The sequence below is a fragment of the Lutimaribacter saemankumensis genome (genome assembly GCF_900100005.1).
Lineage (GTDB): Bacteria > Pseudomonadota > Alphaproteobacteria > Rhodobacterales > Rhodobacteraceae > Lutimaribacter > Lutimaribacter saemankumensis.
This window is the reverse complement of sequence record NZ_FNEB01000013.1, coordinates 1-21859: the sequence shown is the minus strand read 5'-3', so window position 1 is coordinate 21859 and position 21859 is coordinate 1. Positions and strand designations below refer to the sequence as shown.

Below are 21859 nucleotides of genomic sequence, written 5' to 3'. Positions count from 1 at the left end.
TGTCATATTGCGATCAGAACTGCGACGCAGCGTCCAGCATCGCCTTGCCGGCATCGCCTGTCTTTTCAAGGAAGGCATCGTAGACGGGCTGCGACACTTCCTTCCACGCGGCGATTTCCTCGGCGGTGGGGGTGTAGACGGCCATGCCGTTTTCCTTTGCCGCGGCAAAGGCGCGGGCCTCGATCGCCGACATCTCGTCGCGCACGGCGTTTTCCGCGTTCCGGGCGGCCGTTGCGATGATCTCTTGCTGGTCGGCGGGCAGGCCGTTCCACCAGTCGGTGTTGACCACGACAATGAACTCGATATCGGCGTGGTTGGTCACCGTGATGGTGTCCATGACTTCCCACAGGCTGCGCGACTGCACGCCCGAAACGCCGGTCATGCCGATATCGACAGTGCCGCGTTGATAGGCCAGGTACTGCTCGGAGCCCGAGATGATCGTGGGCGCACCGCCCGCGGCCTCGGTGAAATCACCCAGCGTCTTGCCGAAAACGCGGACCTTCTTGCCCTCCATGTCGGCAGGCGTCTTGATCGGCCCGCCGTTCGACAGCATCACCGCGCCGCCATAGGCCTGCCACCACAGCACGGTCGATCCGGTATCCTTGATCGCCTCGTCGATGGGACTGCGGATCGGGCTGTCGGGGGCCACGGCCTTGCGCACCTTGTCTTCGGTATCGAACAAGAACGGCTGGTAGAACACGTCGACCATCGGGATATCGCCCACATACCGGGTCAGCGAGGCGACACCGGCCTCGATCGCGCCCGAGCCAACTGCCTGCGGCACTTCCTTGTCCTTGTAAAGCTGCGCGCTGTCATAGATTTCGACCGCGATATTGCCACCCGATTTCGCCTCGACCTCTTCCTTGAACATCAAAAGGTTCTGGCCGAGGTGGCTTTTCAGCGGCAGTTGCAACGAAATGCGCATCGTCGTGTCGGCGGCATGCAGCGCCAGGGTCGATGCAGCAAGAAAGGCGGCCGAGGCCAGCCCGGTTACGAACTTGTTCATTGTCTCCTCCCATTTTTGTCCGGAAAGATTTGCGGAAAAAAATTCTGCTGACAAGCCATTCGTGTGCAAACGGATCTATTCCTGCCGTTCAGGGAATTGACCATGGCGCGGCGCTGTAGTTTCCTTTCCGGCGAACTCAGGGAGGATTTGACATGTTCGATGCATTGAAATGGATTGCCGGTGCCGCGGCGGCCGGTGCCATGATCGCCGCGCCCGCTTGGGCGGAAACACGCGTCACCTATAAGTCGGCCAAGGCCGGAACGTCCTATTACCAGATGGGTGTGCAGATTTCCGAGGCGATGAAGGCCGGTTCGGGCGGCGACATCATCGTGACCGTCGAAGAAGGGCAAGGCTCGGTCCAGAACGTGATGGAAGTGCGCGCGCGTGGCGGGGATTACGTGTTCACGACGCCGCCCAGCCTTGTGGGGCTGGCGCAAGGCGGCAAGGCAATGTTCGAAGGCAAGGGCGACCCGGCATTCGACGAAATCCGCGCGCTGTTCCCGATCCCGTCGCTGACGATGCATTTCGTCATGTCCGAGGCGTCGGGCGTCAAAAGCTTTGCCGACATGGAAGGCAAGACGATCCTTCTGGGCAAGGGCAGCTTTGGCGCGCGCGAGGGTGAGAAATACCTTGGCCTCTTCGGACTCGAAGGCAAGGTGAACATCGCCGATGCAGAACTGTCGAATGCCGTTGCCGCGCTGAAGAACGGGCAGATCGACGGGTTCGTGACGGCAGGCAGCTGGCCCGCGCCGAACGTGGTCGAGGCCGCGGCCTCGACCGGGGTCACGGTTCTGTCGCTCGATGACGATCAGGTCGCCCAGACCAAGCGCACGCGGCTGGTGATCCCGGCGGGCACCTATGCCGGCCAGGATGCCGACATCGTCACCACCTCGTTGCCGGTCGTCGCGTATGCCACGACCAAGATGGATGACGAAACCGCCTATCAACTGACCAAGACCTTCTGGGAAAACAAGGCGAAGATGGCCGAAAGCGCCGCCTGGTGGGCCGGCGTGGACGAAGGCCTGATGTCGACCATCACCGGCAAAATCCACCCCGGTGCGATCCGCTATTACAAAGAGGCCGGCATCGCGCTGACCGAGGGCCAGATGTAACAGCCCGGCAGGGCGGAAACACGGGGCCGGGCCGCGATTGGCCCGGCCTTTGATTTGCAGGGGGCAGGGATCATGGGCACGACGGACGATCAGGCGCAACACGGGTGGGCGCAGGTGCTGTGGCTGGCGCTGGCGGCGCTGCTGGTGGCCTATCACATCGGTCTGATCTTTTCGGGGCTGGTGCCGAACCTTGTCAGCCGCCCGCTGCACATGGCGCTGATCTTGCCGTGGATATTCCTTTACGGCGCAACGGGCTGGCGGTTCGTCACGGGCGGGGTTCTGTGCGCGCTCGGCGTGGCTGGCAGCGTCTGGATCGCCTGGAACGCCGACGCGCTGGGCGATCAGTACGGGTTCCTGGAAAGCGAATTCCAGGTCTGGCTGTCCTTTGTCCTGCTTGCCGTGGTGATCGAAGCCGCGCGCCGGGTGATCGGATGGCCCTTGCCGATGGTCGCGCTGGCCGCGCTGCTTTACGCGTTTTTCGGCCACCTGATCCCCGGTGAGTTCGGCCATTCCGGCACGCCGCTGCGGTCGTTCCTGGGCACCATGGTGATCGCCGAAGGGGGGATATGGGGCAGCCTGACGGCGGTGTCGGTGGGCGTCGTTTCGATCTTCGTCATTTTCGGGGCGGTGCTGAACGCGGGCGAGGCCGGGCAGGGTTTCATGAATGTGGCGGCCGCCGCGGCCGGGCGGCTAAAGGGCGGGGCGGCCAAGGTTTCCGTCCTGTCCTCGGCGCTGTTCGGCTCGATCTCGGGGTCGGCCAGCGCCAACGTGGCCTCGACCGGCGCGATCACGCTGCCCGCTATGGCAAAGCTTGGCTATCCCAAACGCCTGGCCGCGGGCGTCGAAGCGGTGGCCAGTTCGGGCGGGCAGATCATGCCGCCGCTGATGGGGGCAGGGGCCTTTGTCATGGTGGAGCTCACCGGCACGCCCTACACGCAGATCATCGCCGCCGCGTTCCTGCCCGCGATCCTCTATTTCTGGGCGGTCTGGGTGGGGATCAACGCCTATGCCACGCGGTTCGACCTGCGCGGGCTGGACGAAAAGGACCGGCCCGCAACCCGCGATGTGGTGATAACGGCGCTGTTTTTCCTGATCCCGTTCACGGTTCTTCTGCTGGGCATGTTCGCCTTTGGCTATACCCCGCAATACGCCGCGTGCCTTGCCATCATCGCAGGCGCGGTCCTGTTGCTGAACGGGGGCGACCTGCGCTTCGACGCGGTCCGCACCGGCGCGCGCGTGGCCGAGGCGCTGCTGACCGCCTCGAAACAGGTGGCGATGATCGCGTCGATCATCCTGTGCGCGTCGATCATCATCGGGGTGCTGGGGGTGACCGGGCTGGGGGTCAAGATCACCTCGGTCATTTTGGAAGGGTCGGGCGGGCTGTTGTGGGCCTCGCTGCTGCTGACGGCGCTGGCCTGCCTTGTTCTGGGGATGGAGGTGCCGACCACCGCGGCCTACGTGATCTGCGTGTCCGTCGCCGGGCCCGCGCTGATCGAACTGGGGCTAGAGCCACTGCAGGCGCATCTTTTCGTGTTCTGGTTCGCGCTGCTGTCGACGATCACGCCGCCCGTCTGCGGGGCCGTCTTCATCGCGTCAGGGATGATCGGGGAAAACTGGTTGCGCGTGGCCGTAACCTCGATGGCGCTGGGCGTGGGGCTTTACCTGATCCCGTTGGGCATGATCGCGCAGCCGCAGATCATTGCTTTGGCCGAAAACCCGGGCGCGGCGATCCTCGCTTTCGCGATGATCGGCGCGGGGTTGGCTGCAATATCCTTTGGCCTGATCGGCCGCGCGCCCGCCCTATTGCGACTGGGGCTGAGCGTTGGCGGGGCCGTGTTGATCTTCGGCCCCGCCCTGTTCTGATGCGTCAGGTCTTGGCGATGCGATAGATCGCCGGGATCACCAGGACCGTCAGCGCGGTCGAGCTCAGCAGCCCAAACAGCAGCGAGATCGCCAACCCCTGGAAGATCGGGTCGACCAGGATCACGGCCGCGCCGATCATCGCCGCGATTGCCGTCAGCAGGATCGGCTTGAACCGGGTTGCGCCCGCTTCGATCAGGGTTTCGACCGTCACCTTGCCCTCGGGGTCGGCGTGCCGGATGAAATCGACCAGCAGGATCGAGTTGCGCACGATGATCCCCGCCAGCGCGATGAACCCGATCATCGACGTGGCCGAAAACGGCGCGCCGAACAGCCAGTGCCCGGCCATGATGCCGAGAAAGGTCAGCGGCACGGGTGTCAGGATCACCAGCGGCAGGCGGAAGCTGCCGAATTGCGCGACGACAAGGATGTAGATCCCCAGCAGCGCCACGCCGAACGCGGTGCCCATGTCACGGAATGTGACCCAGGTCACCTCCCATTCGCCGTCCCACAGCAGGACGGGCGTGTCGGTTTCGGTCGGCTGACCGTTCAGGCGGATTTCGGGCTTGTGCCCCTCGGGCCAGTCCATCGCTTCGATCCGGTTGGCGACTTCGATCATGCCGTAAAGCGGCGCTTCGAAATCCCCGGCCAGTTCGGCGGCGACCATGATCGTATCAAGGCCGTTGTGGCGGAAGATCGGAAAGCTGGCCCGCTCTTCGGTGACGCGCACCACGTCGCCCAGTTCCACCACGCCGCGCCCACCGGGCAGGGCGTTGGCCGGAACGGGGGTCGACAGCGTCGTGGCGTCCATCACGCGTTCGGCGCGGTCACGCGCGACGACGATGGGAATGGGCTGCCGCCCGCCGCCGCGATGCGAATAACCCACCACCATCTCGCCGTTGAGCAGGCGCAGGGTCTGGGCCACATCGGCCTCGGCCACGCGGTAGAAATCGAGATCGGACGGCTCCATCACCGCGCGCAGGCGGCGCGGCTGTTCGCCATAGCTGTCATCGACATCGACGACAAAGGGGATCTCTTCGAAAACCGCGCGGATTTGGGCCGAAACCGCGCGGCGCGTCTCGGCGTCTGGGCCATAGACCTCGGCCAGCAGGGTCGCGATCACGGGCGGGCCGGGCGGCCGTTCGACGACCTTCAGGACAGTCCCCGCGGGGACGTCCATTTCCGCCAGTTTCTCGCGCAGTTCCAGCGCGATCTCGTGGCTTGTGCGGTCGCGGTGGTGCTTGGCCTCGAGGTTGAGTTGCACATCGCCCATCTCGGGGTTCTGGCGCAGGTAATAGTGCCGCACCAGCCCGTTGAAGTTGAAGGCCGAGGCTGTGCCCGCATGGGTCTGGGCGGAATGCACCTCGGGCAGGGTCATGGCGATGCGGGCGGCGGCCTGCGCCACCGCATCCGTTGCCTCGACGCTGGCGCCCTCGGGCAGGTCGACCACGATGGACAACTCGGACTTGTTGTCGAAGGGCAGCAGCTTGACGGTCACATCCTTGGTGTAAAGCGCACCGAGCGAACCGAAGGACAGGACCACGACCACCAGCAGGAACAGCCAGCTGCGCCCCTTTCCGGCCAGCAGCGGCCGCGCGATGGCGGCATAAGCGCGGCCCAGCCGTCCGCCGGGGAAGCCGCCTTCGCCTTCGCCGTGATGCAGCGGTGCGCGGCCCGCGATCTTGAGCATCAGCCAGGGTGTGACAATCACGGCGACGAAGAACGAAAAGATCATCGCCGCGCTCGCGTTGGCGGGGATCGGGCTCATGTAGGGGCCCATCAGCCCGCTGACGAACAGCATCGGCAAAAGCGCGACGACGACGGTCAGGGTTGCGACGATGGTGGGGTTGCCCACCTCGGCCACCGCGTCGATGGCCGCGCGCATCCTGTCGCGCCCGTCCTTCATCGCCCAGTGGCGGGCGATGTTCTCGATCACGACGATGGCGTCGTCCACCAGGATGCCGATGGAAAAGATCAGCGCGAACAGCGACACACGGTTCAGCGTGTAGCCCATGATCCAGGCCGCAAAGAGCGTCAGAAGGATCGTGACGGGAATGACGATGGCCACGACCAGCGCCTCGCGCCAGCCGATCGCCAGGAACACCAGCGCGACGATGGACACCGTGGCAAGGCCGAGGTGGAACAGCAGTTCGTTGGCCTTTTCGTCGGCGGTTTCGCCGTAGTCGCGGGTTACTTCGATCTGCACGGTGTCGGGGATCAGCTTGCCCTGCATCGCCTCGACCCGGTGGAGGATTTCCTCGGCCACGATCACGGCGTTCGATCCGGCCCGCTTGGCCACCGCAAGGGTGACCGCAGGCGCGCGGGTGATTGCGCCATCGTCGCCCCGATGCAGTGTGGCGACATGGTGTTCGTCGGTCTCGGTGACAAAGGACACATCGGCCACGTCGCGGACATAGACGGTGCGCCCGTCGCGTGCGGTCAGTTCGAGATTGCCGATTTCCTCGGGCGTGGACAGTGTCTGCCCGATGACCAGCCCGATCTGTTCGCCGCCATCGCGCAGAAGGCCCGCGGGCGTGGCGCTGTTGGCGCCCTGCACCTTGCCCGCCAGCTGTTGCAGCGTGATGCCGTAAAGCGCCAGCTTTTCCGGGTCGGGCGCGACGCGCAGCGCCTCGTCCGTGGCGCCGATGACGTAGGTCAGGCCGACGTCGTCGATGGTGGCCAGCTTGACCTCGACCTCGCGGACAATGCGGGTCAGGTCGGCGGCTGTGACCGCCTCCTGCCCATGCGCGGGGCTGAAGGTGAGCGCGACGATGGCAACGTCGTTGATACCGCGCCCCACGACCAGTGGCTGGGGTATCCCCACGGGGATGCGATCGAGGTTCGACAGGATTTCATCACGCACGCGCAGGATGGCGGTGTCGGCGGACACGCCCACTTCGAACCGGGCGGTCACCATCACCCGGTCGTCGCGGGTGTCGGAATAGACATGTTCGACGTTGTCTATGCCCTTGACGATGGTTTCCAGCGGTTCGGTCACCAGCTTGACGGCATCTTCGGCGCGCAGGCCATCGGCCTGCACGTGGATGTCGACAAGCGGCACGGAAATCTGCGGTTCTTCCTCGCGCGGGAGGCTGATCAGCGCGATCAGGCCCATGGCCAGCGCGGCGATGAGCATCACGGGCGTCAGCGGCGATGTGATGAAGCCGCGGGTCAGAGCCCCCGCGATCCCCAGCGGGCCCTTGTGGTTCGAGCTGTCGTCACTCATTTCCGGTCACCACGATATCGCCGGGTTCAAGCCCGCTCAGAACTTCGCGCCAGACGGCGCCATCGTGGATGATTTCCTGCCCAAGGACCACGACGTGGCGCAGGGGCTGTCCATGATCCTCGATCGTCACGAAATCCAGCCCGCCGGTCTGGCTGACCGCCGATTCCGGCACCAGAAGCGCCTCGCGCTCGCCCACGGGCAGGCGCACGGGGACGCGGCGGCCGATAAAACGGGCGTCCAAGCCTTCGACCTCGATATCGGCCTGCAGCCGCCCGCCGGTGATCAGCGGATAGAGCTTGGCCAGGCGGCCTTCCTGCAGGCCATCCGCGCCTTCGATCTGGATCGTATCGCCCTCGGCCAGCGCGGCGGAGAACCGTTCAGGGATGGCAAGGCGCATGAAAACGCCGCCACCGCCGATTTCGGCCACGGCCTCGCCCGGGGTGATGACCGATCCGCGCGACACCGGCACGTTCAGGATGATGCCGGCCTCGGGGGCCAGTACGCGGCCTTCTTCGATTTGCCGTTCGACGACCAGTTTTTCGGATTCGGTGCCGGCGATTTCGCCTTCGAGCACGTCCACCTGGGTTTGCAGCGCGTCAAATCGCTGGGTGGTGATGACGCCGCGATCCAGCAATTGCCGGCCGCGTTCCAGGTCGGCGCGGGCGGTTGCAAGTTGCGAGTTCAGCGCGTCGAGCCGCGAATTGAGCGCGTCGATCTGGAATTGCAGCTTGTCGTCGGTGATGACGGCAAGGGGCTGCCCCGCCTCGACCTGGTCGCCCTCGGTCACCATCAGGCTGTCGACAATGCCGCCGATGCGCGCCCGTCCGGGCACGCGGTCGCGGGTGTCGACCTGGCCGTAGATCGCCTTCCATTCGGTCAGCGTGGTGGGGCTGAGTGTCAGTGTTTCGGCCCAAAGCGGGCTGGCCAGCAGGCCAAGCAGAAGGATAACCGGGATAGGGCGCATGACGGGCCTCATTAATATTCCAAACTTTGAATTTGATGTAGTGGCATACAGTGGCACTTTTCAAGCCCTCACAGTAAACTCGCGCAACGCATGTTGTTGCAAGGGCGCAGATCGCAAAGCGGCGGCCGGGCGCACCTTGGGCATGCTACGCTGCGTCATTTCCCACATGCGTCGCCGGGGCGTTACGCTCGGACCCGACAGGGACAGGGAAGTGACCGATGCAGAACCCGTTCGATACACCCGAGCGCCGCGCGTTTCGCGATAGTGTCGCGCGTTACGTCGCCACCGAGATAACCCCGCATGTCGATGCCTGGGACGAGGCGGGCGACGTGCCATGGTCGGTGCATGAAGGGTTGGGCGCGCTGGGCATCTTCGGCTTTGGCGTGGATGAAAGATACGGCGGCCTGGGGTTCGACGACGTGTTCATGCGCGCGGCCTTTGCCGAGGAACTGGCGAAATGCGGCGCGACCGGTGTGGGGGCTGCCGTGGGCGGGCGGATCATTTCGATCGGGCCGTTGCAGAAGCTGGCAAGCGACGAGATCCGCGATGCGGTTCTGGCCGACATCGTGGCCGGGCGGGTGGGGTCGAGCCTTGCGATCACCGAACCTTCGGGTGGGTCCGACGTGGCACGGCTGAAAACGTCGGCGCGGCGGGAGGGTGGCGATTATGTTCTGAACGGGCAAAAGGCTTTCATCACCGGCGGGATGAAATCGGATTATTTCGTGGTCGGGGCCAGGACGGGTGGCGAGGGGCTGGAGGGTATCTCGCTGTTTTTCGTGCCGGCGGACACGCCCGGATTTTCGCGTGCGGACATGGGCCCGAAGATGGGGTGGTGGGCGTCGGATACCGCGGCGCTTTATCTGGACGAGGTGCGGGTGCCCGCGCGCTACCTGATGGGCGAGGAAAACCGCGGCTTTCTGTCGATCATGGGCAATTTCAACTACGAGCGCATCACGATGGTCGCGATCATGCTGGGCATGATGAAGGTCTGTTTCGATCATTCGGTCGCCTGGGCGCAGACGCGGGAAACCTTTGGAAAGCCGCTGATCCGGCACCAGGTGATCCGGCACAAGCTGGCGGACATGTCGGCAAGGATCGACATGATCGAGGCCTATCTGAACCAGATATGCTGGCAGGCCAACGAAGGCGCGATGCCGGTTGCCGAGATCAGCAAGGCCAAGTTTTCCGCCTCGACCGCGCTGGAGTTCTGTGCAAGCCAGGCGATGCAGATCCTGGGCGGCGCGGGATACCTGCGGGGCAATCCGGTCGAACGGATGTATCGCGAGGTCAAGGTGCAGGCCATCGGCGGCGGGTCGGAAGAGATCATGCGCGACCTGGCGGTGCGGCAGATGGGGCTCTAGCCACGCGCTGTATATCCCGCCTTCGGCACGGGCCGCCGGTGGGGATATTTCCGGCAAGAGGACGCGGGGCCACGGTGCATTGCCCCGGCTGCGTGCGCCATGTATCAGGGGCCAAATTCGAATATCCATCAGGAGCGGAACACATGGCGTCCTATCAGTATGTCTATCACATGCAGGGGGTCTCCAAGACCTATCCCGGCGGCAAGAAATGTTTCGAGAACATCCATCTCAACTTTCTGCCCGGTGTGAAAATCGGTGTCGTTGGTGTCAACGGCGCCGGTAAATCGACCCTGCTGCGTATCATGGCGGGCATCGACAAGGATTTTCAGGGCGAGGCCTGGGCGGCGCAGGGCGCGAAGGTGGGATACCTGCCGCAGGAGCCCGAACTGGACCCGAACCTGGACGTGCGCGGCAACGTGATGCTGGGTGTGGCCGAAAAGAAGGCCAAGCTGGACCGGTTCAACGAGCTGGCGATGAATTATTCCGACGAAACCGCCGACGAGATGGCCGAGTTGCAGGACGAGATCGACAGCAACAACCTGTGGGATCTCGACAGCCAGATCGACGTCGCGATGGAGGCCCTTCGCTGTCCGCCGGACGATGCGGATGTCACCAAGCTGTCGGGTGGTGAAAAGCGTCGTGTCGCGCTGTGCAAGCTGCTGCTGGAAGCGCCCGACATGCTGCTGTTGGACGAACCGACCAACCACCTGGACGCGGAAACCATCGCCTGGCTGCAGCAGCACCTGATCGAGTACAAGGGCACGATCCTGATCGTCACCCACGACCGGTATTTCCTGGACGACATCACCGGCTGGATTCTCGAGCTGGACCGCGGGCGCGGCATTCCCTACGAGGGCAATTATTCCAGCTGGCTGGAGCAGAAGGCCAAGCGGCTGGAGCAGGAAGCGCGCGAGGACAAGAGCCGCCAGAAGACGCTGGAGCGCGAACTGGAATGGATGCGCGCCAGCCCCAAGGCGCGGCAGGCGAAATCCAAGGCGCGTATCAACGCCTATAACGACCTGGCAAACCAGTCCGAACGCGAAAAGATCACCCGCGCGCAGATCGTCATCCCCGCGGGCAAGCGGCTGGGTGGCAAGGTGATCGAGGTGAACGGCCTGAAAAAGGCGATGGGCGACAAGCTGCTGATCGAGGATCTGTCCTTCAGTCTGCCGCCGGGCGGCATCGTCGGCGTGATCGGCCCGAACGGCGCGGGTAAGACCACGCTGTTCCGCATGCTCACCGGGCAGGAGCAGCCCGACGAAGGCACGGTGGAATATGGCGATACGGTCGAGCTGTCCTATGTCGACCAGACACGCGACGCGCTGCCCGCGGACAAGACCGTGTGGGAGGTGATTTCCGGCGGGAACGACATCATCCAGCTTGGCGATGCCGAGGTGAACAGCCGGGCCTATTGTTCGGCGTTCAATTTCCGTGGCGGCGACCAGCAGAAGAAGGTCGGCGTTCTGTCGGGGGGTGAGCGCAACCGCGTGCACATGGCGCGTCTGCTGAAATCGGGGGGCAACGTGCTGCTGCTCGACGAACCGACGAACGACCTGGACGTGGAAACGCTGCGGGCGCTGGAAGACGCGCTTGTGGATTTCGCGGGCTGTGCGGTCGTGATCTCGCACGATCGTTTCTTCCTCGACCGGATCTGTACGCACATCCTGGCCTTCGAGGGTGAAGCGCATGTCGAGTGGTTCGAGGGTAATTTCGAGGATTACGAGGAAGATAAGAAACGCCGCCTCGGTCCCGACGCGCTGGAGCCCAAGCGGCTGAAATACAAGAAATTCGCGCGCTGAGGCGGCGGATTTCCGCGATTTGGGCCCGTACAGAGCGATCTGTACGGGCCCTTTTTCTGCCTGGCATTGCCGTGGCGCGGCCCCGTTCCCATGTGACACGCACGCAAGGAGAAAAGGAGACCGCCATGCAATGCCCGATTGATGGAACGACGCTGCAAATCGCCGAACGGCAAGGGGTCGAGATCGACTTTTGCCCGCAGTGTCGTGGTGTCTGGCTGGATCGTGGAGAGCTGGACAAGATCATCGACCGCAGCATGGCCGAGGCCCCTGCGCCGCGTGGCGGCGGGTACGATGACAAGCCGCGCAAGAAAAAGCGCGAGAGCTTCCTGTCGGAGCTGTTCGACTTCTAGGACAGGCCGGGGGCCGGGCAGGCACGGAATGCCTGCACCGGTTCCCCTGCGTCTTGCAGCGGAATGTCGACCCGCCGCGACCCTGCAATCGCGGTGGCGATGCTGTTGAACTCCAACCCGTTCAGGACGTTGCCGAAGCCGGTATCGGTGACGGTCAGGGTGCGCCCGTCGCCCGACAGCCTGTGCCGGTCGGTTCCGATGGTCAGCGCCCGGCCACCGCCGAATGCGATGGAAAACCCGTCGGAGGCCGGCCATGCGCCGTCGCGAAGCGTCAGGGCGATCGTGTATTCCGGTAGGGCCGCGTCATAGGTGATGCGGACCGACACCTGGCCTGTGGCGTGCTCGAGCGTGCACAAGGGCAAGGCCGAGAACTCCCATGCCGGTGCGGGGCTTGCGATGAATGCCATGAGGGCGGCCAGTCTGAACATGCGTATCATCCTGTGGCGATGCGTTCCCCGCAGAACCTAGCGGCATCACGGTTGCGTTAAAGTCTTTCGGCAATCTGGACTTGCGCCCCCCGAGCCCCAAATCAAATGCGGAACCTAGGAGAGGGGAGTTTGACAATGACCGAACAGGAACGTCAGGAGCGCGTCTATCAGACCGCGCTCCGCCGTATTCGTGAAAAGGAACGGATCGAAAGCGGCTTTGCCGGAGGGTTGGTTGCGGTGGCGCTGACCATGGAAGAAGTCGACAGGCTGAGCGCCTGGGGTGAACGTGCAAAGACCTTTGTTTACCTCTTCGCGATGGCGCTGCCGCCGTATTTTGTATGGGCGTTCCTGCTGAATTGAGGTGGATGGTCAAACTGCGCGGCACTTGATTTTTGCAAGCCGAAATGCGATATGGGCGGTGCAAGACCATCTCTACGATCTTTCTGTTACCGCGACCCGGCACACAGTCTTCGATCCAGACGTGACTTCGCCGAGCCGCTGCATGACGCGAGCGGTAGTTAAACAGAAAGGAAACTCACATGGCCAACGGCACTGTGAAATGGTTCAACACCACCAAGGGCTACGGCTTTATCGCACCTGAAACGGGCGGCAAGGACGTTTTCGTGCACATCTCGGCTGTCGAGCGTTCGGGCCTGACCGGCCTGGCCGACAACCAGAAGGTCACCTACGACCTGGAAGCCGGCCGTGACGGCCGCGAAAGCGCAACGAACATCGCCCTGGCCTGATCCTTCGGGCGAATGGATGAATTTCGCGCGGTCCCGGAAACGGGGCCGCGTTTTTCGTTGTCGATCTTCGCTTTGACGCGAGTCCTGTCAGGGGGCTAGGCTGAGGCCAAACCGCGCTGACCGAAGGAGGACGTCAAATGCGTTTTGCACTTGTTGCTTTGGGGCTGATGGCTGGTATCGCACATGCCGACGAGGTCGCGATCACCAAGGACTTGCCGCGTGTGACCGTGGAAACGGGGGCCGGGCCGGTGGTGATCGAGCGTATTCAGGACCAGAACCACGAGGTCACCGGCGAATGGGCGCGCACGTCGCGACCCTGCCCGAATTTCTGCGTGCAGCCGATCATTCCCGCGCCTGGCGTCACGCCGATCGGCGAGCTGGAACTGATCGGGTTCCTGAACGATCCCGATGTCGTGGTGGTCGACGGGCGTGTACGCCGCGATTTCGAAACCGGCGCCATTCCCGGTGCGGTCAACGTGCCCTACACCGAGGCCGCCGACAGGCTGGGTGAATTGGGCTGTGAGCCCGACTTCGAAGGGTTCATCTGCGAAGGCGACAACATCAAGAGCGTCGCGCTTTACTGCAACGGGCCGTGGTGCGGTCAGTCCCCGACGGCGGCGCGGCGCATGATCGAAGCCGGTTTCCCCGCCGAAAAGATCTATTACTATCGTCCGGGCATGCAGGGCTGGCGCATGCTGGGCCTGACGGTGACAGGCGAATGAGCGACCTGCCCGTGATCGGGGCGCAGTTGACGGTGCTGGATCTCGACCGGCACCGCGACTGGATTTTCGAAAAGGACCGGGACATCGAGCTGCCCGAGTTCTGCATGGCCGACATCCTGAAAAACCCCGGCCCGTTCATCGACATGGCCAAGGCCAAACTGAAGGGCTGGAAGGGACGTCTTGGCATCCACGGTCCGTTTTCCGGGTTCGAGCTGAACGTGAAAGACCGCGAAATTCGCGCGGTCGTGCAGGCGCGGCTGGATGCGGCGCTGGATGTCTGCGGCCGCCTCGAGGCGCGGCAGATGGTGATCCATTCGCCCTATGATCCATGGGATGCGCATAACCTCGATAACGGACCGCATGACCGCGAGAAATCGATCCGTGCGGTGCTCGATACACTGGAGCCCGCCCTTGCCCGCGCCGCCGATATGGGCGTGGAGATGGTGCTGGAAAACATCCGAGATACCGACCCCGCGCTGCGCCGTGCCGTCGTCGAGGCGGCGGACAGTCCCGCCTTGCGCCTGTCGGTCGATACCGGGCATGCGGAATGGGCGCATGTCAGCGCCGGAGCCCCGTCGGTCGACCGTTTCGTTCAGGACGCGGGCGATCTGCTGGGGCATGTGCATCTGCAGGATGCCGATGGCTATGCCGACCGCCACTGGGTGCTGGGCGAGGGCAGCATCAATTTTCACGCGATCTTCAAGGCGCTGGGCGATTTGCACGGCAACCCGCATCTCATCGTCGAAATCAACGATTTCACCCGTGTGCCCGACAGCGTCGCGTATCTGGAGCGGTTGGGCCTGGGCCAGTGATCCGGCGTCAGTCGTCCGGCGCCATGCAGGAATATGCGCGCCCGTCGGGCAGTACGCATAGCTGGCTGTAGAACCCTTCGGACAGCGCGCCTTGGGCGGGCAGGCGGTGGCTGCGTTCTTCGCGGTCGAGATAGTCGAGACAGGTCGACGCATAATAGCTGCGGCGGCGGTCTTCGTTGTCGTACCAGGCGGCAAAGGCCGCTGCGGCGGCAGCCTCGACGCCTTGCGCGCGGGCGGCGTCATAGGCGGCGGCGATATCCGCCTGCATCGGCCATTCCGCCAGAGCCTGCCACATCGCCGGCTTACCCCGTTCGCGCAGGTAGTCGGCGACGACGAGACTGGTGACCGATGCGTCGGCCTCCATCGCGAAGACGGCCTGTGCATAGTCCTGCATGGTCAGCGCCGGGGTGGGGCAGGTGCCAAGCGAGAATTGCTGCACGTGGCGCAGTTCATGCACCAGAACGGCCTGACCAAGGCCAGGCGGCAGGTCGGCGGCCAGCATCAGGCGGCCGGTATCCGGTTCGAAATACCCGCGCGCGCCGATCATCGGATCGACGATACACACCTGACTGACCTCGGTGTTCAGCGTGTCGCGAAGGGCCGCAAAAGCGTTGAAGACAAGGGACAGATCGGAAAGGGACTGAGTCAGCGCAGGCAAGGTATCGAAGGGGGGCGCCGCACATTTCGTTTCAGCCCGGGCCGGGGCGGCGAGCACGCAAAGGGCAAGGAGGATGGGCATCAAGCTGCGCATGGCAAAATGGATATGCGGTTCGGGCGAAGTTGGAAAGCGCGTCATTGCCGGGTTTGGATGCCGGGCGGTGGGTGAGTGATGCGGGGCGACAGGCGGGAAGCCGCTGTTGTCGGTTTGCCTTGAGTCACGGTTTTGCTTGCTATTGGTGGGCCGACCTGTCACTGAGCAGTTGCTTAGACCTTCTATTCGACTTCTGTTTTCCTTCACCGGCGCGCAGTCTTTCGATCCAGACGCCTCTTCGCCGGGCCGCTGCATATTGCGAGTGGCATACATCAAAGGAAAACACAGATGGCCAATGGCACTGTAAAATGGTTCAACTCCACCAAAGGCTTCGGCTTCATTCAGCCTGAATCGGGCGGCAAAGACGTGTTCGTTCACATCTCGGCCGTTGAGCGTTCGGGCCTGACCGGCCTGGCGGATGACCAGAAGGTGACGTTCGACGTCGAAGCGGGCCGTGACGGCCGCGAAAGCGCGACGAACCTTCAGCTGGCGTAAGCCCTTGCCGGGCCCAGGCCCGGCCTGAGAAGAAATTTTGCGCGGCTTCCGAAAGGAGGCCGCGTTTTTTTCTTTGCAGATGATAGGCTTACGACAAGAGGGCAGCCTTCGGGTGGGGTTTCATCGGCCCTTGCGCCGCTTGTTGCCGCCCCGCTGGCCGGCCCGGCCTGCCGTTGACCGACCGCGCGACTTTACAGCGTCTTCGCTGGCTTTTTCGACCGCCTGCTGGCGGGCCAGCGGGTCGTCGTGGATCGCAAGATCGACAGCTTCCAGCCGCTTGATTTCGTCGCGCAGGCGGGCGGCCTCTTCGAATTCGAGGTTTTCGGCGGCCTTGCGCATGTCGTCGCGCAGGCCGTCCAGAACCGCCTGCATGTTCGAGCCCTGCAGCTTGTCGTCGATCTTGGCGGTGACGCGGTTCATGTCCACGTCGCCCTTGTAGAGCCCAGCCAGAATGTCGTCGACATTCTTGCGCACGGTTTCCGGCGTGATCCCGTGTTCCTCGTTATAGGCGATCTGCTTGGTGCGGCGGCGGTCGGTTTCTGCGATCGCCCGCTCCATCGAGCCCGTGATGCGGTCGGCATACATGATCACCCGGCCATCGGCGTTTCGCGCGGCGCGGCCGATCGTCTGGATCAGCGAGGTTTCGGAACGCAGGAACCCTTCCTTGTCGGCATCCAGGATGGCGACCAGACCGCATTCGGGGATGTCGAGACCTTCGCGCAGAAGGTTGATGCCGATCAGCACGTCGAACGCCCCAAGGCGCAGATCGCGCAGGATTTCGATCCGCTCGATCGTGTCGATGTCGGAATGCATGTAGCGCACGCGCACACCCTGTTCATGCAGGTATTCGGTCAAATCCTCGGCCATGCGTTTGGTCAGGGTGGTGCAGAGCGTACGGTAACCGGCGGCCGAAACCTTGCGCACCTCGTCCAGCAGATCGTCGACCTGCATTTCGACCGGGCGGATTTCGACCTGTGGATCAAGCAGCCCGGTCGGGCGGATCACCTGTTCGGTGAACACACCGCCGGTCTGCTCCAACTCCCAAGCGCCGGGGGTTGCGCTGACGAACACGGATTGCGGGCGCATGGCGTCCCATTCCTCGAATTTCAGCGGGCGGTTGTCCATGCAGGACGGCAGGCGGAACCCGTGTTCGGCCAGGGTGAACTTGCGGCGGTAGTCACCACGATACATGCCGCCGATCTGCGGCACCGAGACATGGCTTTCGTCCGCGAAAACGATGGCGTGATCGGGGATGAATTCAAACAGGGTGGGGGGCGGTTCGCCCGGAGCGCGGCCCGTCAGGTAGCGGGAATAGTTTTCGATCCCGTTGCACACGCCCGTCGCTTCGAGCATCTCGAGATCGAAATTCGTGCGCTGTTCGAGCCGCTGTGCTTCGAGCAGCTTGCCCTCGCCCACCAACTGGTCGAGCCGTTGGCGCAGTTCCTTTTTGATGTTGATGATCGCCTGCTGCATCGTCGGTTTTGGCGTCACGTAATGCGAATTCGCATAGACGCGCACACGTTCCATCGACGCGGCCTTTTCGCCGGTCAGGGGATCGAATTCGGTAATGGATTCCAGTTCTTCGCCGAAGAATGACAGCTTCCAGGCCCGGTCTTCGAGGTGGGCGGGCCAGATTTCCAGGCTGTCGCCCCGCACACGGAACGATCCCCGCTGGAAGGCCTGGTCGTTGCGCCGGTATTGCTGCGCGACCAGATCGGCCATGACCGAGCGCTGGTCGTATTCCTTTCCGACCTGCAGATCCTGCGTCATCGCACCATAGGTTTCGACCGAGCCGATGCCGTAAATGCAGCTGACCGAGGCCACGATGATCACGTCGTCGCGCTCCAGCAGCGCGCGGGTGGCCGAGTGGCGCATCCGGTCGATCTGTTCGTTGATCTGGGATTCCTTCTCGATATAGGTGTCGCTGCGCGGCACATATGCCTCGGGCTGGTAGTAGTCGTAGTAGCTGACGAAGTATTCGACCGCGTTATCGGGAAAGAACCCCTTGAATTCGCCATAGAGCTGGGCGGCAAGTGTCTTGTTCGGGGCCAGGATGATGGCGGGGCGCTGGGTTTCCTCGATCACCTTGGCCATGGTGAAGGTCTTGCCCGTGCCTGTCGCGCCCAGAAGAACCTGGTCCCGCTCGCCGGCGTCGATGCCGCCCGAAAGCTCGGCGATGGCGGTGGGCTGATCGCCGGAGGGCTTGAACTCGGTATGCACGACAAACCGTTTTCCGCCTTCGAGCTTTTCGCGGGTCTTCACGTCCGGGGCTGGGGAATGGAGGATCGGTTCCGACGCGTCGGAATGTGCGTAAGGCATGAGAATCTCCGGCTGGGCTGCTACAGATTTGATCTGTTTTTGTTCCAGTTCAAGCCCGCAGGACACATCCGGCCCAAGGGCCGCGGGAAAAACAGGCGACCGGCATTATTTGACGTTCCGGCATGTGCTTACAACCTTTGGCCTGTCAGGACAGACTGGAAACGCGAGTTTCAAAAACATCTATTTCTTGCGTGATTTCCGTTTGCGTTGCTAGTCTTCGGCTTGCAAGCAGTGTGCTAGGTTGCGCCCCCGGCTGCAACACCCACCCCTCGCTCCCCGTGGCCGGGGCATGACCATGCAGCTGTTTGCACCCCAAAGGTTTTCACACCTTGTGTTGGCCCTTGCCCCGTTGAGGGTTTTGGCCGATAACGGCTGCGCAAACTGGCAAGAGGATTCCGATGCGCGCCCGTATCTACAAACCCGCCCGCAATGCGATGCAATCCGGCACGGCCAAGTCCCGGCACTGGGTTCTGGAATATGCGCCTGCCTCGCAGCGCGAGGTGGATCCACTGATGGGCTGGACGTCGTCGTCGGATACGCAATCTCAGGTCAAGCTGCGCTTTTCCTCCAAGGAAGCCGCGCTTGAATATGCCGAAGCGCACGGGGTCGACGCGATCGTTGTCGAACCGAAGCCGCGCAAACCCAATGTCCGTCCGGGTGGCTATGGCGAGAATTTCGCGACCAACCGCCGTGGAGCATGGACCCACTAACGCTTGCGCCCGAGCGGTATCCTGCGCAAACAGGCACCAGCGGTCCCATAGCTCAACTGGATAGAGCAGCTGACTTCTAATCAGCAGGTTCGGGGTTCGAGTCCTCGTGGGATCGCCATAATTTCAAAGACTTAACGATTTAGCGATCGCCATGTTGGATCATGTTGGATCAGTGTTGTTCCCGATCTGATCCAACTACTTCTGGCGACGCAGTTGAACGATCTGGTTCGCGCCTTCGCTTCTGTTGCGCGAATAGCGGTTGGTGGTCGAGACGCTGGCATGTTGTGCGGCATCTCGCAAGGCATAGGGATCCACGCCCAAGCTCTTTGCTTCCGTGACTGCACCGGCCCGTACATCCATCATCCAGATATTCTCCGGAAGTCCGGCATCCTTGCGCATGCGCGCCCAGGCTTGGGACCAGCCGCTCGGTGTATAAGGAAGTCCACCAGACCGCATAGACCGGATGACGGGCCCAACCGGGTTCTCAGGCCGCAGCAACCGCAGCCGGGTTTGGATCTCGGGAAGAGGCGTGAGGTCGAAGAGATATGGCTCGGACAGGCTCTTCGCGGTATTCGATATGACCTTGGAGAAGCTGGTCAGATCTGCATCGAACATGTCCCATGTCAGGCCATCTTGCCAGCGTTTGCCATTGCGGATGATGCCACCTTCCTGCTCATCCGTTGGCAGCCACTGACCGCGGACGTCGACGGCGCGCAAGGTGAACTCGAACTGGATCAGGATGCCAACCGCAAAGTCTGGCAGGCCCGTGGCATCCGCGGCGGCAACGATCTGGTAGACCTGCTCCCGCGTCGGTGCCACTTGCCGGGCCGCCCCGACCTGGAACCGCATCTCTCCGAGCGTCTCTGCGACGGCAGCAGCCTCCCTGATCTGCAGGGCCTTGCCATAGCGTGCGACGCGCCGAAGCGTATTGAAGAAACGGTGGACGTACGATGCGGACCGTCCCTTGTCCTCCATCGCCTTCTGCGTCCGCTTGATCTGCTCATAGCTTAGATCCTCGATCCGCATATGTCCGATCGCGGTTTCGAGTTTGGCAAGCTGCTGGAGGTAACCGTGTTTCGTGTTTCCCTTCACTTCGTGGATTGGCGAGAACTCATCCGACTTGTACCGAGCGATTAGGTAGTGCCAGGTGCCAATTTGTATTCTTGCTTGATCCAGGCTGTCCCACCAGCGGACAAGTTCCTGCGTGAGCTGCCGGCAGCGGAGAGCGCGGTCGAGTTGGTGCTCGTCATCCGGATGGCCTGATTCTCCGACCTTGACGGATTTAACTTGGTATCCGGCTGACAGGTACTTCTTCGGGCATTTCCATCGCGCTTGTCGTGCAAGGGGATCCCGCCCGGACCACGAAAGGCATGGTGCATAGAGTGGGTCTGAGCCGTCCCACAAGGCGTCCTTAAACGGCATCGAGATTTACCTCCGTTCTGGATGTCAGATTGGATACCGCCACCGTTTTTGCATCAGGGATGCGGCGGCGATGATCTATCCAAGCATCCACGTCGGCCTTGTGGTAGTTTTTTGTAAGCGGATCCTTTTTAGGGAAACCCTCACCTTCAAGCGTGTCACGTTTGCGAAGGAACTGATCTTTGGATAGCCCAAGACGCTGCGCCACCCAGGAAACTGATCCAAATGAACTTTCTTCGCTCATTGTGAGATCTTTGCTCATGATGAATGTGTCTCCTGTAGGCATAGAGGCAGGGTTTCCGGTTCCAATCGCCGCATGGCCGTTTTCTGTCGATCAGGCCTTGGCATCATGCCCTTCGGTCGCGTCATAGATCCACTTCAGGACAGGGCCATGAATCGTGACGCTTACAGTCACAGTCGCGGGGGACTTGAACTCAAATTTCTCCGGAAGGTCCTCAAAAACCAGCCGTTTCGTATCAAAGAGTCCGCCGTAGAAGATTTCCGCAGGACCATTTTTCTCGATAGTGACCGAGACTTTTTGATCGGGGTAGTTCTTCTCGCCGAGCTGTCGAGCGAGCCTCGTCACGGCGTCAAGAATGTTGCTGTCTGATAGGTCTTTGAGCGTTGCGCCGAACGGATCGACAACCTCGTTCAATGTACTGTCCGCCAGGCCGTCGGTTGGCATAACGCAAAGCTCCAAGCGGCGGACCTCGTCCGCCGCTTGTGTCAGATTAGTTGCTCTCGCCCATGCACATACGAGTTGGACCCCTTCTTTGAGCGTGATGTCGGGATGAAAGCGGCCCCGGGCAAGCTGTCGAAGACCTTGCTTTGCCAGGGCCCGATCGACCGTGGCGAGTTCTGTGCTCTCGACTTGCATGGCGTCGGCCAAGCCAGCGATGAATTCTTTGGGCTTCATGTGATCCAGTCTCTGTCGCTCTGACTTTGTGATAAATAAAATTCACACCAAAGTAAATGGAAGGAATAAAATTCTTCCCAAAATTTCAGGAAGTGCTGCGTTTCCTGCCTCTTTCGAAGGAGCAAGGCATTAGACGCCGCAATCAATAAGCGAGGCTTCGCGCATATGCGGGAACGCCAGACGCAAACACTAAAGCAGTAACGTGGTTGGTGCGAGATCCCTTTCCATCAAAGCCATTAGCTGTCCTCTAAGGCTAACAGGGATGTTGCCAGGAGCCGAAGTAGATCCTCCGGTGTTCCAGAATTCGAGCTGGAGTTAATTATCGAGCCTTTTTATGAACAATTCTCTGGTAATTGTCGGTACCAAAAAGGCCCTCGCGTCTCATTTGATCCGTCGTGAACGGTATTCATTCGGACTTGCAGGCGTTCCTATCTGAAATGTCATGCAGCATCTGATAGCCAACTCGTCCAAATCGCACGTAGTTCGTCGGCAAGTGTCATCGGATCGAATGGCTTTGTGATTACCGCGATTGCGCCTTGCGCACGCAGCTCTTCTGCAAAATGGTCTTCAGCCTTCGCTGTAACAAACACCGTCGGTACGTCCGCCATGCCTGGAATTTCTTGAATTTCACTACGGAGTTCCTGGCCACTCATCTCTGGCATCATGACATCCAAGAGCAGAAGATGCGGCGCGAATTCCTCTGCTGAAGAGATCGCCGATTGGCCATCGCTGGATTGAAGGATCCTGAATTGACCGACGGTTTCCAGTGCGATCTGCACGATGGTGCGGATGTCTTCATCGTCATCGACATGTAGTATGCGTTCAAGTTCCATTAGTTGACCTTCGATTGGTGAGTTGCCCAA

The 21859-nt window shown here is 62.1% G+C and carries 21 protein-coding genes and 1 tRNA gene; 12 read left to right on the top strand and 10 right to left on the bottom strand.

Annotation, left to right across the window (positions count from 1 at the left end; genetic code table 11):
- Positions 1–13: 13 nt before the first annotated feature.
- Positions 14–1006 carry a TRAP transporter substrate-binding protein gene (locus tag BLT50_RS17480; protein ID WP_090030374.1) on the bottom strand — a complete coding sequence of 331 codons (993 nt, stop codon included), beginning with the start codon at positions 1004–1006 and terminating at the stop codon, positions 14–16.
- 152 nt (positions 1007–1158) lie between these two features.
- Between BLT50_RS17480 and BLT50_RS17475 the strand changes: the two genes are divergently transcribed.
- Positions 1159–2118, top strand: a complete 960-nt coding sequence (locus tag BLT50_RS17475) for a TAXI family TRAP transporter solute-binding subunit (RefSeq protein WP_090030371.1) — start codon at positions 1159–1161, stop codon at positions 2116–2118.
- A 72-nt stretch (positions 2119–2190) separates the two neighbouring features.
- Complete coding sequence (locus BLT50_RS17470) at positions 2191–3981, top strand: TRAP transporter permease (RefSeq protein WP_090030368.1); 1791 nt, start codon at positions 2191–2193, stop codon at positions 3979–3981.
- Between the two features lie 4 nt (positions 3982–3985).
- Here the strand turns inward: BLT50_RS17470 and BLT50_RS17465 are convergent, their stop codons facing one another.
- Positions 3986–7204 carry an efflux RND transporter permease subunit gene (locus BLT50_RS17465; RefSeq protein ID WP_090030366.1) on the bottom strand — a complete coding sequence of 1073 codons (3219 nt, stop codon included), beginning with the start codon at positions 7202–7204 and terminating at the stop codon, positions 3986–3988.
- A complete protein-coding gene (locus tag BLT50_RS17460) occupies positions 7197–8168 on the bottom strand; it encodes an efflux RND transporter periplasmic adaptor subunit (protein WP_090030363.1) in 972 nt (323 codons plus the stop codon). Before BLT50_RS17460 ends, BLT50_RS17465 begins: the two co-directional genes overlap by 8 nt.
- Positions 8169–8386: 218 nt before the next feature.
- Here BLT50_RS17460 and BLT50_RS17455 point away from each other — a divergent pair, with 218 nt between their 5' ends.
- The 3 genes from BLT50_RS17455 to BLT50_RS17445 all read left to right on the top strand — a co-directional run bounded on the left by BLT50_RS17455 (position 8387) and on the right by BLT50_RS17445 (position 11678).
- Positions 8387–9529 (top strand): acyl-CoA dehydrogenase family protein, encoded by a 1143-nt coding sequence (locus BLT50_RS17455; protein WP_090030361.1) that lies wholly within the window; start codon positions 8387–8389, stop codon positions 9527–9529.
- Positions 9530–9672: 143 nt separating this feature from the next.
- The gene (ettA, locus tag BLT50_RS17450; RefSeq protein ID WP_090030358.1) at positions 9673–11328 is read left to right on the top strand and encodes an energy-dependent translational throttle protein EttA; all 1656 of its coding nucleotides are present in this window, start codon (positions 9673–9675) and stop codon (positions 11326–11328) included.
- 125 nt (positions 11329–11453) lie between these two features.
- On the top strand, positions 11454–11678 hold the full coding sequence (locus tag BLT50_RS17445; RefSeq protein ID WP_090030421.1) for a TFIIB-type zinc ribbon-containing protein: 225 nt from the start codon (positions 11454–11456) through the stop codon (positions 11676–11678).
- Here BLT50_RS17445 and BLT50_RS17440 read toward each other — a convergent pair.
- Positions 11675–12106 carry a hypothetical protein gene (locus BLT50_RS17440; protein ID WP_090030355.1) on the bottom strand — a complete coding sequence of 144 codons (432 nt, stop codon included), beginning with the start codon at positions 12104–12106 and terminating at the stop codon, positions 11675–11677. The two genes, BLT50_RS17445 and BLT50_RS17440, sit on opposite strands and share 4 nt — an antisense overlap.
- 135 nt (positions 12107–12241) lie before the next feature.
- On the opposite strand from BLT50_RS17440, the gene BLT50_RS17435 reads away from it, so the two are divergent.
- The 4 genes from BLT50_RS17435 (at position 12242) to BLT50_RS17420 (ending at position 14386) form a co-directional block, all read left to right on the top strand.
- Positions 12242–12466, top strand: coding sequence for a hypothetical protein (locus BLT50_RS17435; protein WP_090030352.1), 225 nt, complete (start codon positions 12242–12244; stop codon positions 12464–12466).
- Positions 12467–12645: 179 nt separating this feature from the next.
- Positions 12646–12852 carry a cold-shock protein gene (locus tag BLT50_RS17430; protein WP_090030350.1) on the top strand — a complete coding sequence of 69 codons (207 nt, stop codon included), beginning with the start codon at positions 12646–12648 and terminating at the stop codon, positions 12850–12852.
- A gap of 137 nt (positions 12853–12989) precedes the next feature.
- A complete protein-coding gene (locus tag BLT50_RS17425) occupies positions 12990–13574 on the top strand; it encodes a rhodanese-like domain-containing protein (RefSeq protein WP_090030348.1) in 585 nt (194 codons plus the stop codon).
- Positions 13571–14386, top strand: a complete 816-nt coding sequence (locus BLT50_RS17420) for a sugar phosphate isomerase/epimerase family protein (RefSeq protein ID WP_090030345.1) — start codon at positions 13571–13573, stop codon at positions 14384–14386. The genes BLT50_RS17425 and BLT50_RS17420 overlap by 4 nt, the downstream gene beginning before the upstream one ends.
- A 7-nt stretch (positions 14387–14393) precedes the next feature.
- On the opposite strand, the gene BLT50_RS17415 is transcribed toward BLT50_RS17420, so the two are convergent.
- Entirely contained in the window at positions 14394–15125 is a 732-nt protein-coding gene (locus BLT50_RS17415; RefSeq protein ID WP_342706710.1) for a DUF6782 family putative metallopeptidase, read from the bottom strand.
- 300 nt (positions 15126–15425) lie between these two features.
- Between BLT50_RS17415 and BLT50_RS17410 the strand changes: the two genes are divergently transcribed.
- Complete coding sequence (locus tag BLT50_RS17410) at positions 15426–15632, top strand: cold-shock protein (protein WP_090030341.1); 207 nt, start codon at positions 15426–15428, stop codon at positions 15630–15632.
- A gap of 120 nt (positions 15633–15752) precedes the next feature.
- Here the strand turns inward: BLT50_RS17410 and uvrB are convergent, their stop codons facing one another.
- Positions 15753–17951, bottom strand: coding sequence for an excinuclease ABC subunit UvrB (uvrB, locus tag BLT50_RS17405; RefSeq protein WP_090030338.1), 2199 nt, complete (start codon positions 17949–17951; stop codon positions 15753–15755).
- A gap of 398 nt (positions 17952–18349) precedes the next feature.
- Between uvrB and BLT50_RS17400 the strand changes: the two genes are divergently transcribed.
- Together BLT50_RS17400 and BLT50_RS17395 are read left to right on the top strand one after the other, a co-directional pair.
- Entirely contained in the window at positions 18350–18661 is a 312-nt protein-coding gene (locus BLT50_RS17400; RefSeq protein ID WP_090030335.1) for an ETC complex I subunit, read from the top strand.
- Positions 18662–18702: 41 nt separating this feature from the next.
- A tRNA-Arg gene (locus BLT50_RS17395) sits at positions 18703–18779 on the top strand.
- A 77-nt stretch (positions 18780–18856) separates the two neighbouring features.
- Here BLT50_RS17395 and BLT50_RS17390 read toward each other — a convergent pair.
- The 4 genes from BLT50_RS17390 to BLT50_RS17375 all read right to left on the bottom strand — a co-directional run.
- Entirely contained in the window at positions 18857–20083 is a 1227-nt protein-coding gene (locus tag BLT50_RS17390; protein ID WP_245723444.1) for a site-specific integrase, read from the bottom strand.
- Entirely contained in the window at positions 20073–20342 is a 270-nt protein-coding gene (locus BLT50_RS17385; protein WP_090030333.1) for a hypothetical protein, read from the bottom strand. The genes BLT50_RS17390 and BLT50_RS17385 overlap by 11 nt, the downstream gene beginning before the upstream one ends.
- A 72-nt stretch (positions 20343–20414) precedes the next feature.
- Entirely contained in the window at positions 20415–20996 is a 582-nt protein-coding gene (locus BLT50_RS17380) for a hypothetical protein (protein ID WP_090030330.1), read from the bottom strand.
- A gap of 440 nt (positions 20997–21436) precedes the next feature.
- Positions 21437–21859, bottom strand: a 423-nt coding sequence (locus BLT50_RS17375; protein WP_245723443.1) for a response regulator, incomplete at its 5' end; no start/stop codon positions are given.

Bases quoted from the DNA above. Each gene is read 5' to 3' on its own strand.
- BLT50_RS17440 (WP_090030355.1), bottom strand. From the start codon at position 12,106: ATGTTCAGACTGGCCGCCCTCATGGCATTCATCGCAAGCCCCGCACCG.
- BLT50_RS17420 (WP_090030345.1), top strand. From the start codon at position 13,571: ATGAGCGACCTGCCCGTGATCGGGGCGCAGTTGACGGTGCTGGATCTC.
- BLT50_RS17475 (WP_090030371.1), top strand. From the start codon at position 1,159: ATGTTCGATGCATTGAAATGGATTGCCGGTGCCGCGGCGGCCGGTGCC.
- BLT50_RS17460 (WP_090030363.1), bottom strand. From the start codon at position 8,168: ATGCGCCCTATCCCGGTTATCCTTCTGCTTGGCCTGCTGGCCAGCCCG.
- BLT50_RS17410 (WP_090030341.1), top strand. From the start codon at position 15,426: ATGGCCAATGGCACTGTAAAATGGTTCAACTCCACCAAAGGCTTCGGC.
- BLT50_RS17465 (WP_090030366.1), bottom strand. From the start codon at position 7,204: ATGAGTGACGACAGCTCGAACCACAAGGGCCCGCTGGGGATCGCGGGG.
- BLT50_RS17435 (WP_090030352.1), top strand. From the start codon at position 12,242: ATGACCGAACAGGAACGTCAGGAGCGCGTCTATCAGACCGCGCTCCGC.
- BLT50_RS17480 (WP_090030374.1), bottom strand. From the start codon at position 1,006: ATGAACAAGTTCGTAACCGGGCTGGCCTCGGCCGCCTTTCTTGCTGCA.
- BLT50_RS17430 (WP_090030350.1), top strand. From the start codon at position 12,646: ATGGCCAACGGCACTGTGAAATGGTTCAACACCACCAAGGGCTACGGC.
- BLT50_RS17415 (WP_342706710.1), bottom strand. From the start codon at position 15,125: ATGCCCATCCTCCTTGCCCTTTGCGTGCTCGCCGCCCCGGCCCGGGCT.
- BLT50_RS17385 (WP_090030333.1), bottom strand. From the start codon at position 20,342: ATGAGCAAAGATCTCACAATGAGCGAAGAAAGTTCATTTGGATCAGTT.
- BLT50_RS17380 (WP_090030330.1), bottom strand. From the start codon at position 20,996: ATGAAGCCCAAAGAATTCATCGCTGGCTTGGCCGACGCCATGCAAGTC.
- BLT50_RS17455 (WP_090030361.1), top strand. From the start codon at position 8,387: ATGCAGAACCCGTTCGATACACCCGAGCGCCGCGCGTTTCGCGATAGT.
- BLT50_RS17470 (WP_090030368.1), top strand. From the start codon at position 2,191: ATGGGCACGACGGACGATCAGGCGCAACACGGGTGGGCGCAGGTGCTG.
- uvrB (WP_090030338.1), bottom strand. From the start codon at position 17,951: ATGCCTTACGCACATTCCGACGCGTCGGAACCGATCCTCCATTCCCCA.
- BLT50_RS17390 (WP_245723444.1), bottom strand. From the start codon at position 20,083: ATGCCGTTTAAGGACGCCTTGTGGGACGGCTCAGACCCACTCTATGCA.
- ettA (WP_090030358.1), top strand. From the start codon at position 9,673: ATGGCGTCCTATCAGTATGTCTATCACATGCAGGGGGTCTCCAAGACC.
- BLT50_RS17400 (WP_090030335.1), top strand. From the start codon at position 18,350: ATGCGCGCCCGTATCTACAAACCCGCCCGCAATGCGATGCAATCCGGC.
- BLT50_RS17445 (WP_090030421.1), top strand. From the start codon at position 11,454: ATGCAATGCCCGATTGATGGAACGACGCTGCAAATCGCCGAACGGCAA.
- BLT50_RS17425 (WP_090030348.1), top strand. From the start codon at position 12,990: ATGCGTTTTGCACTTGTTGCTTTGGGGCTGATGGCTGGTATCGCACAT.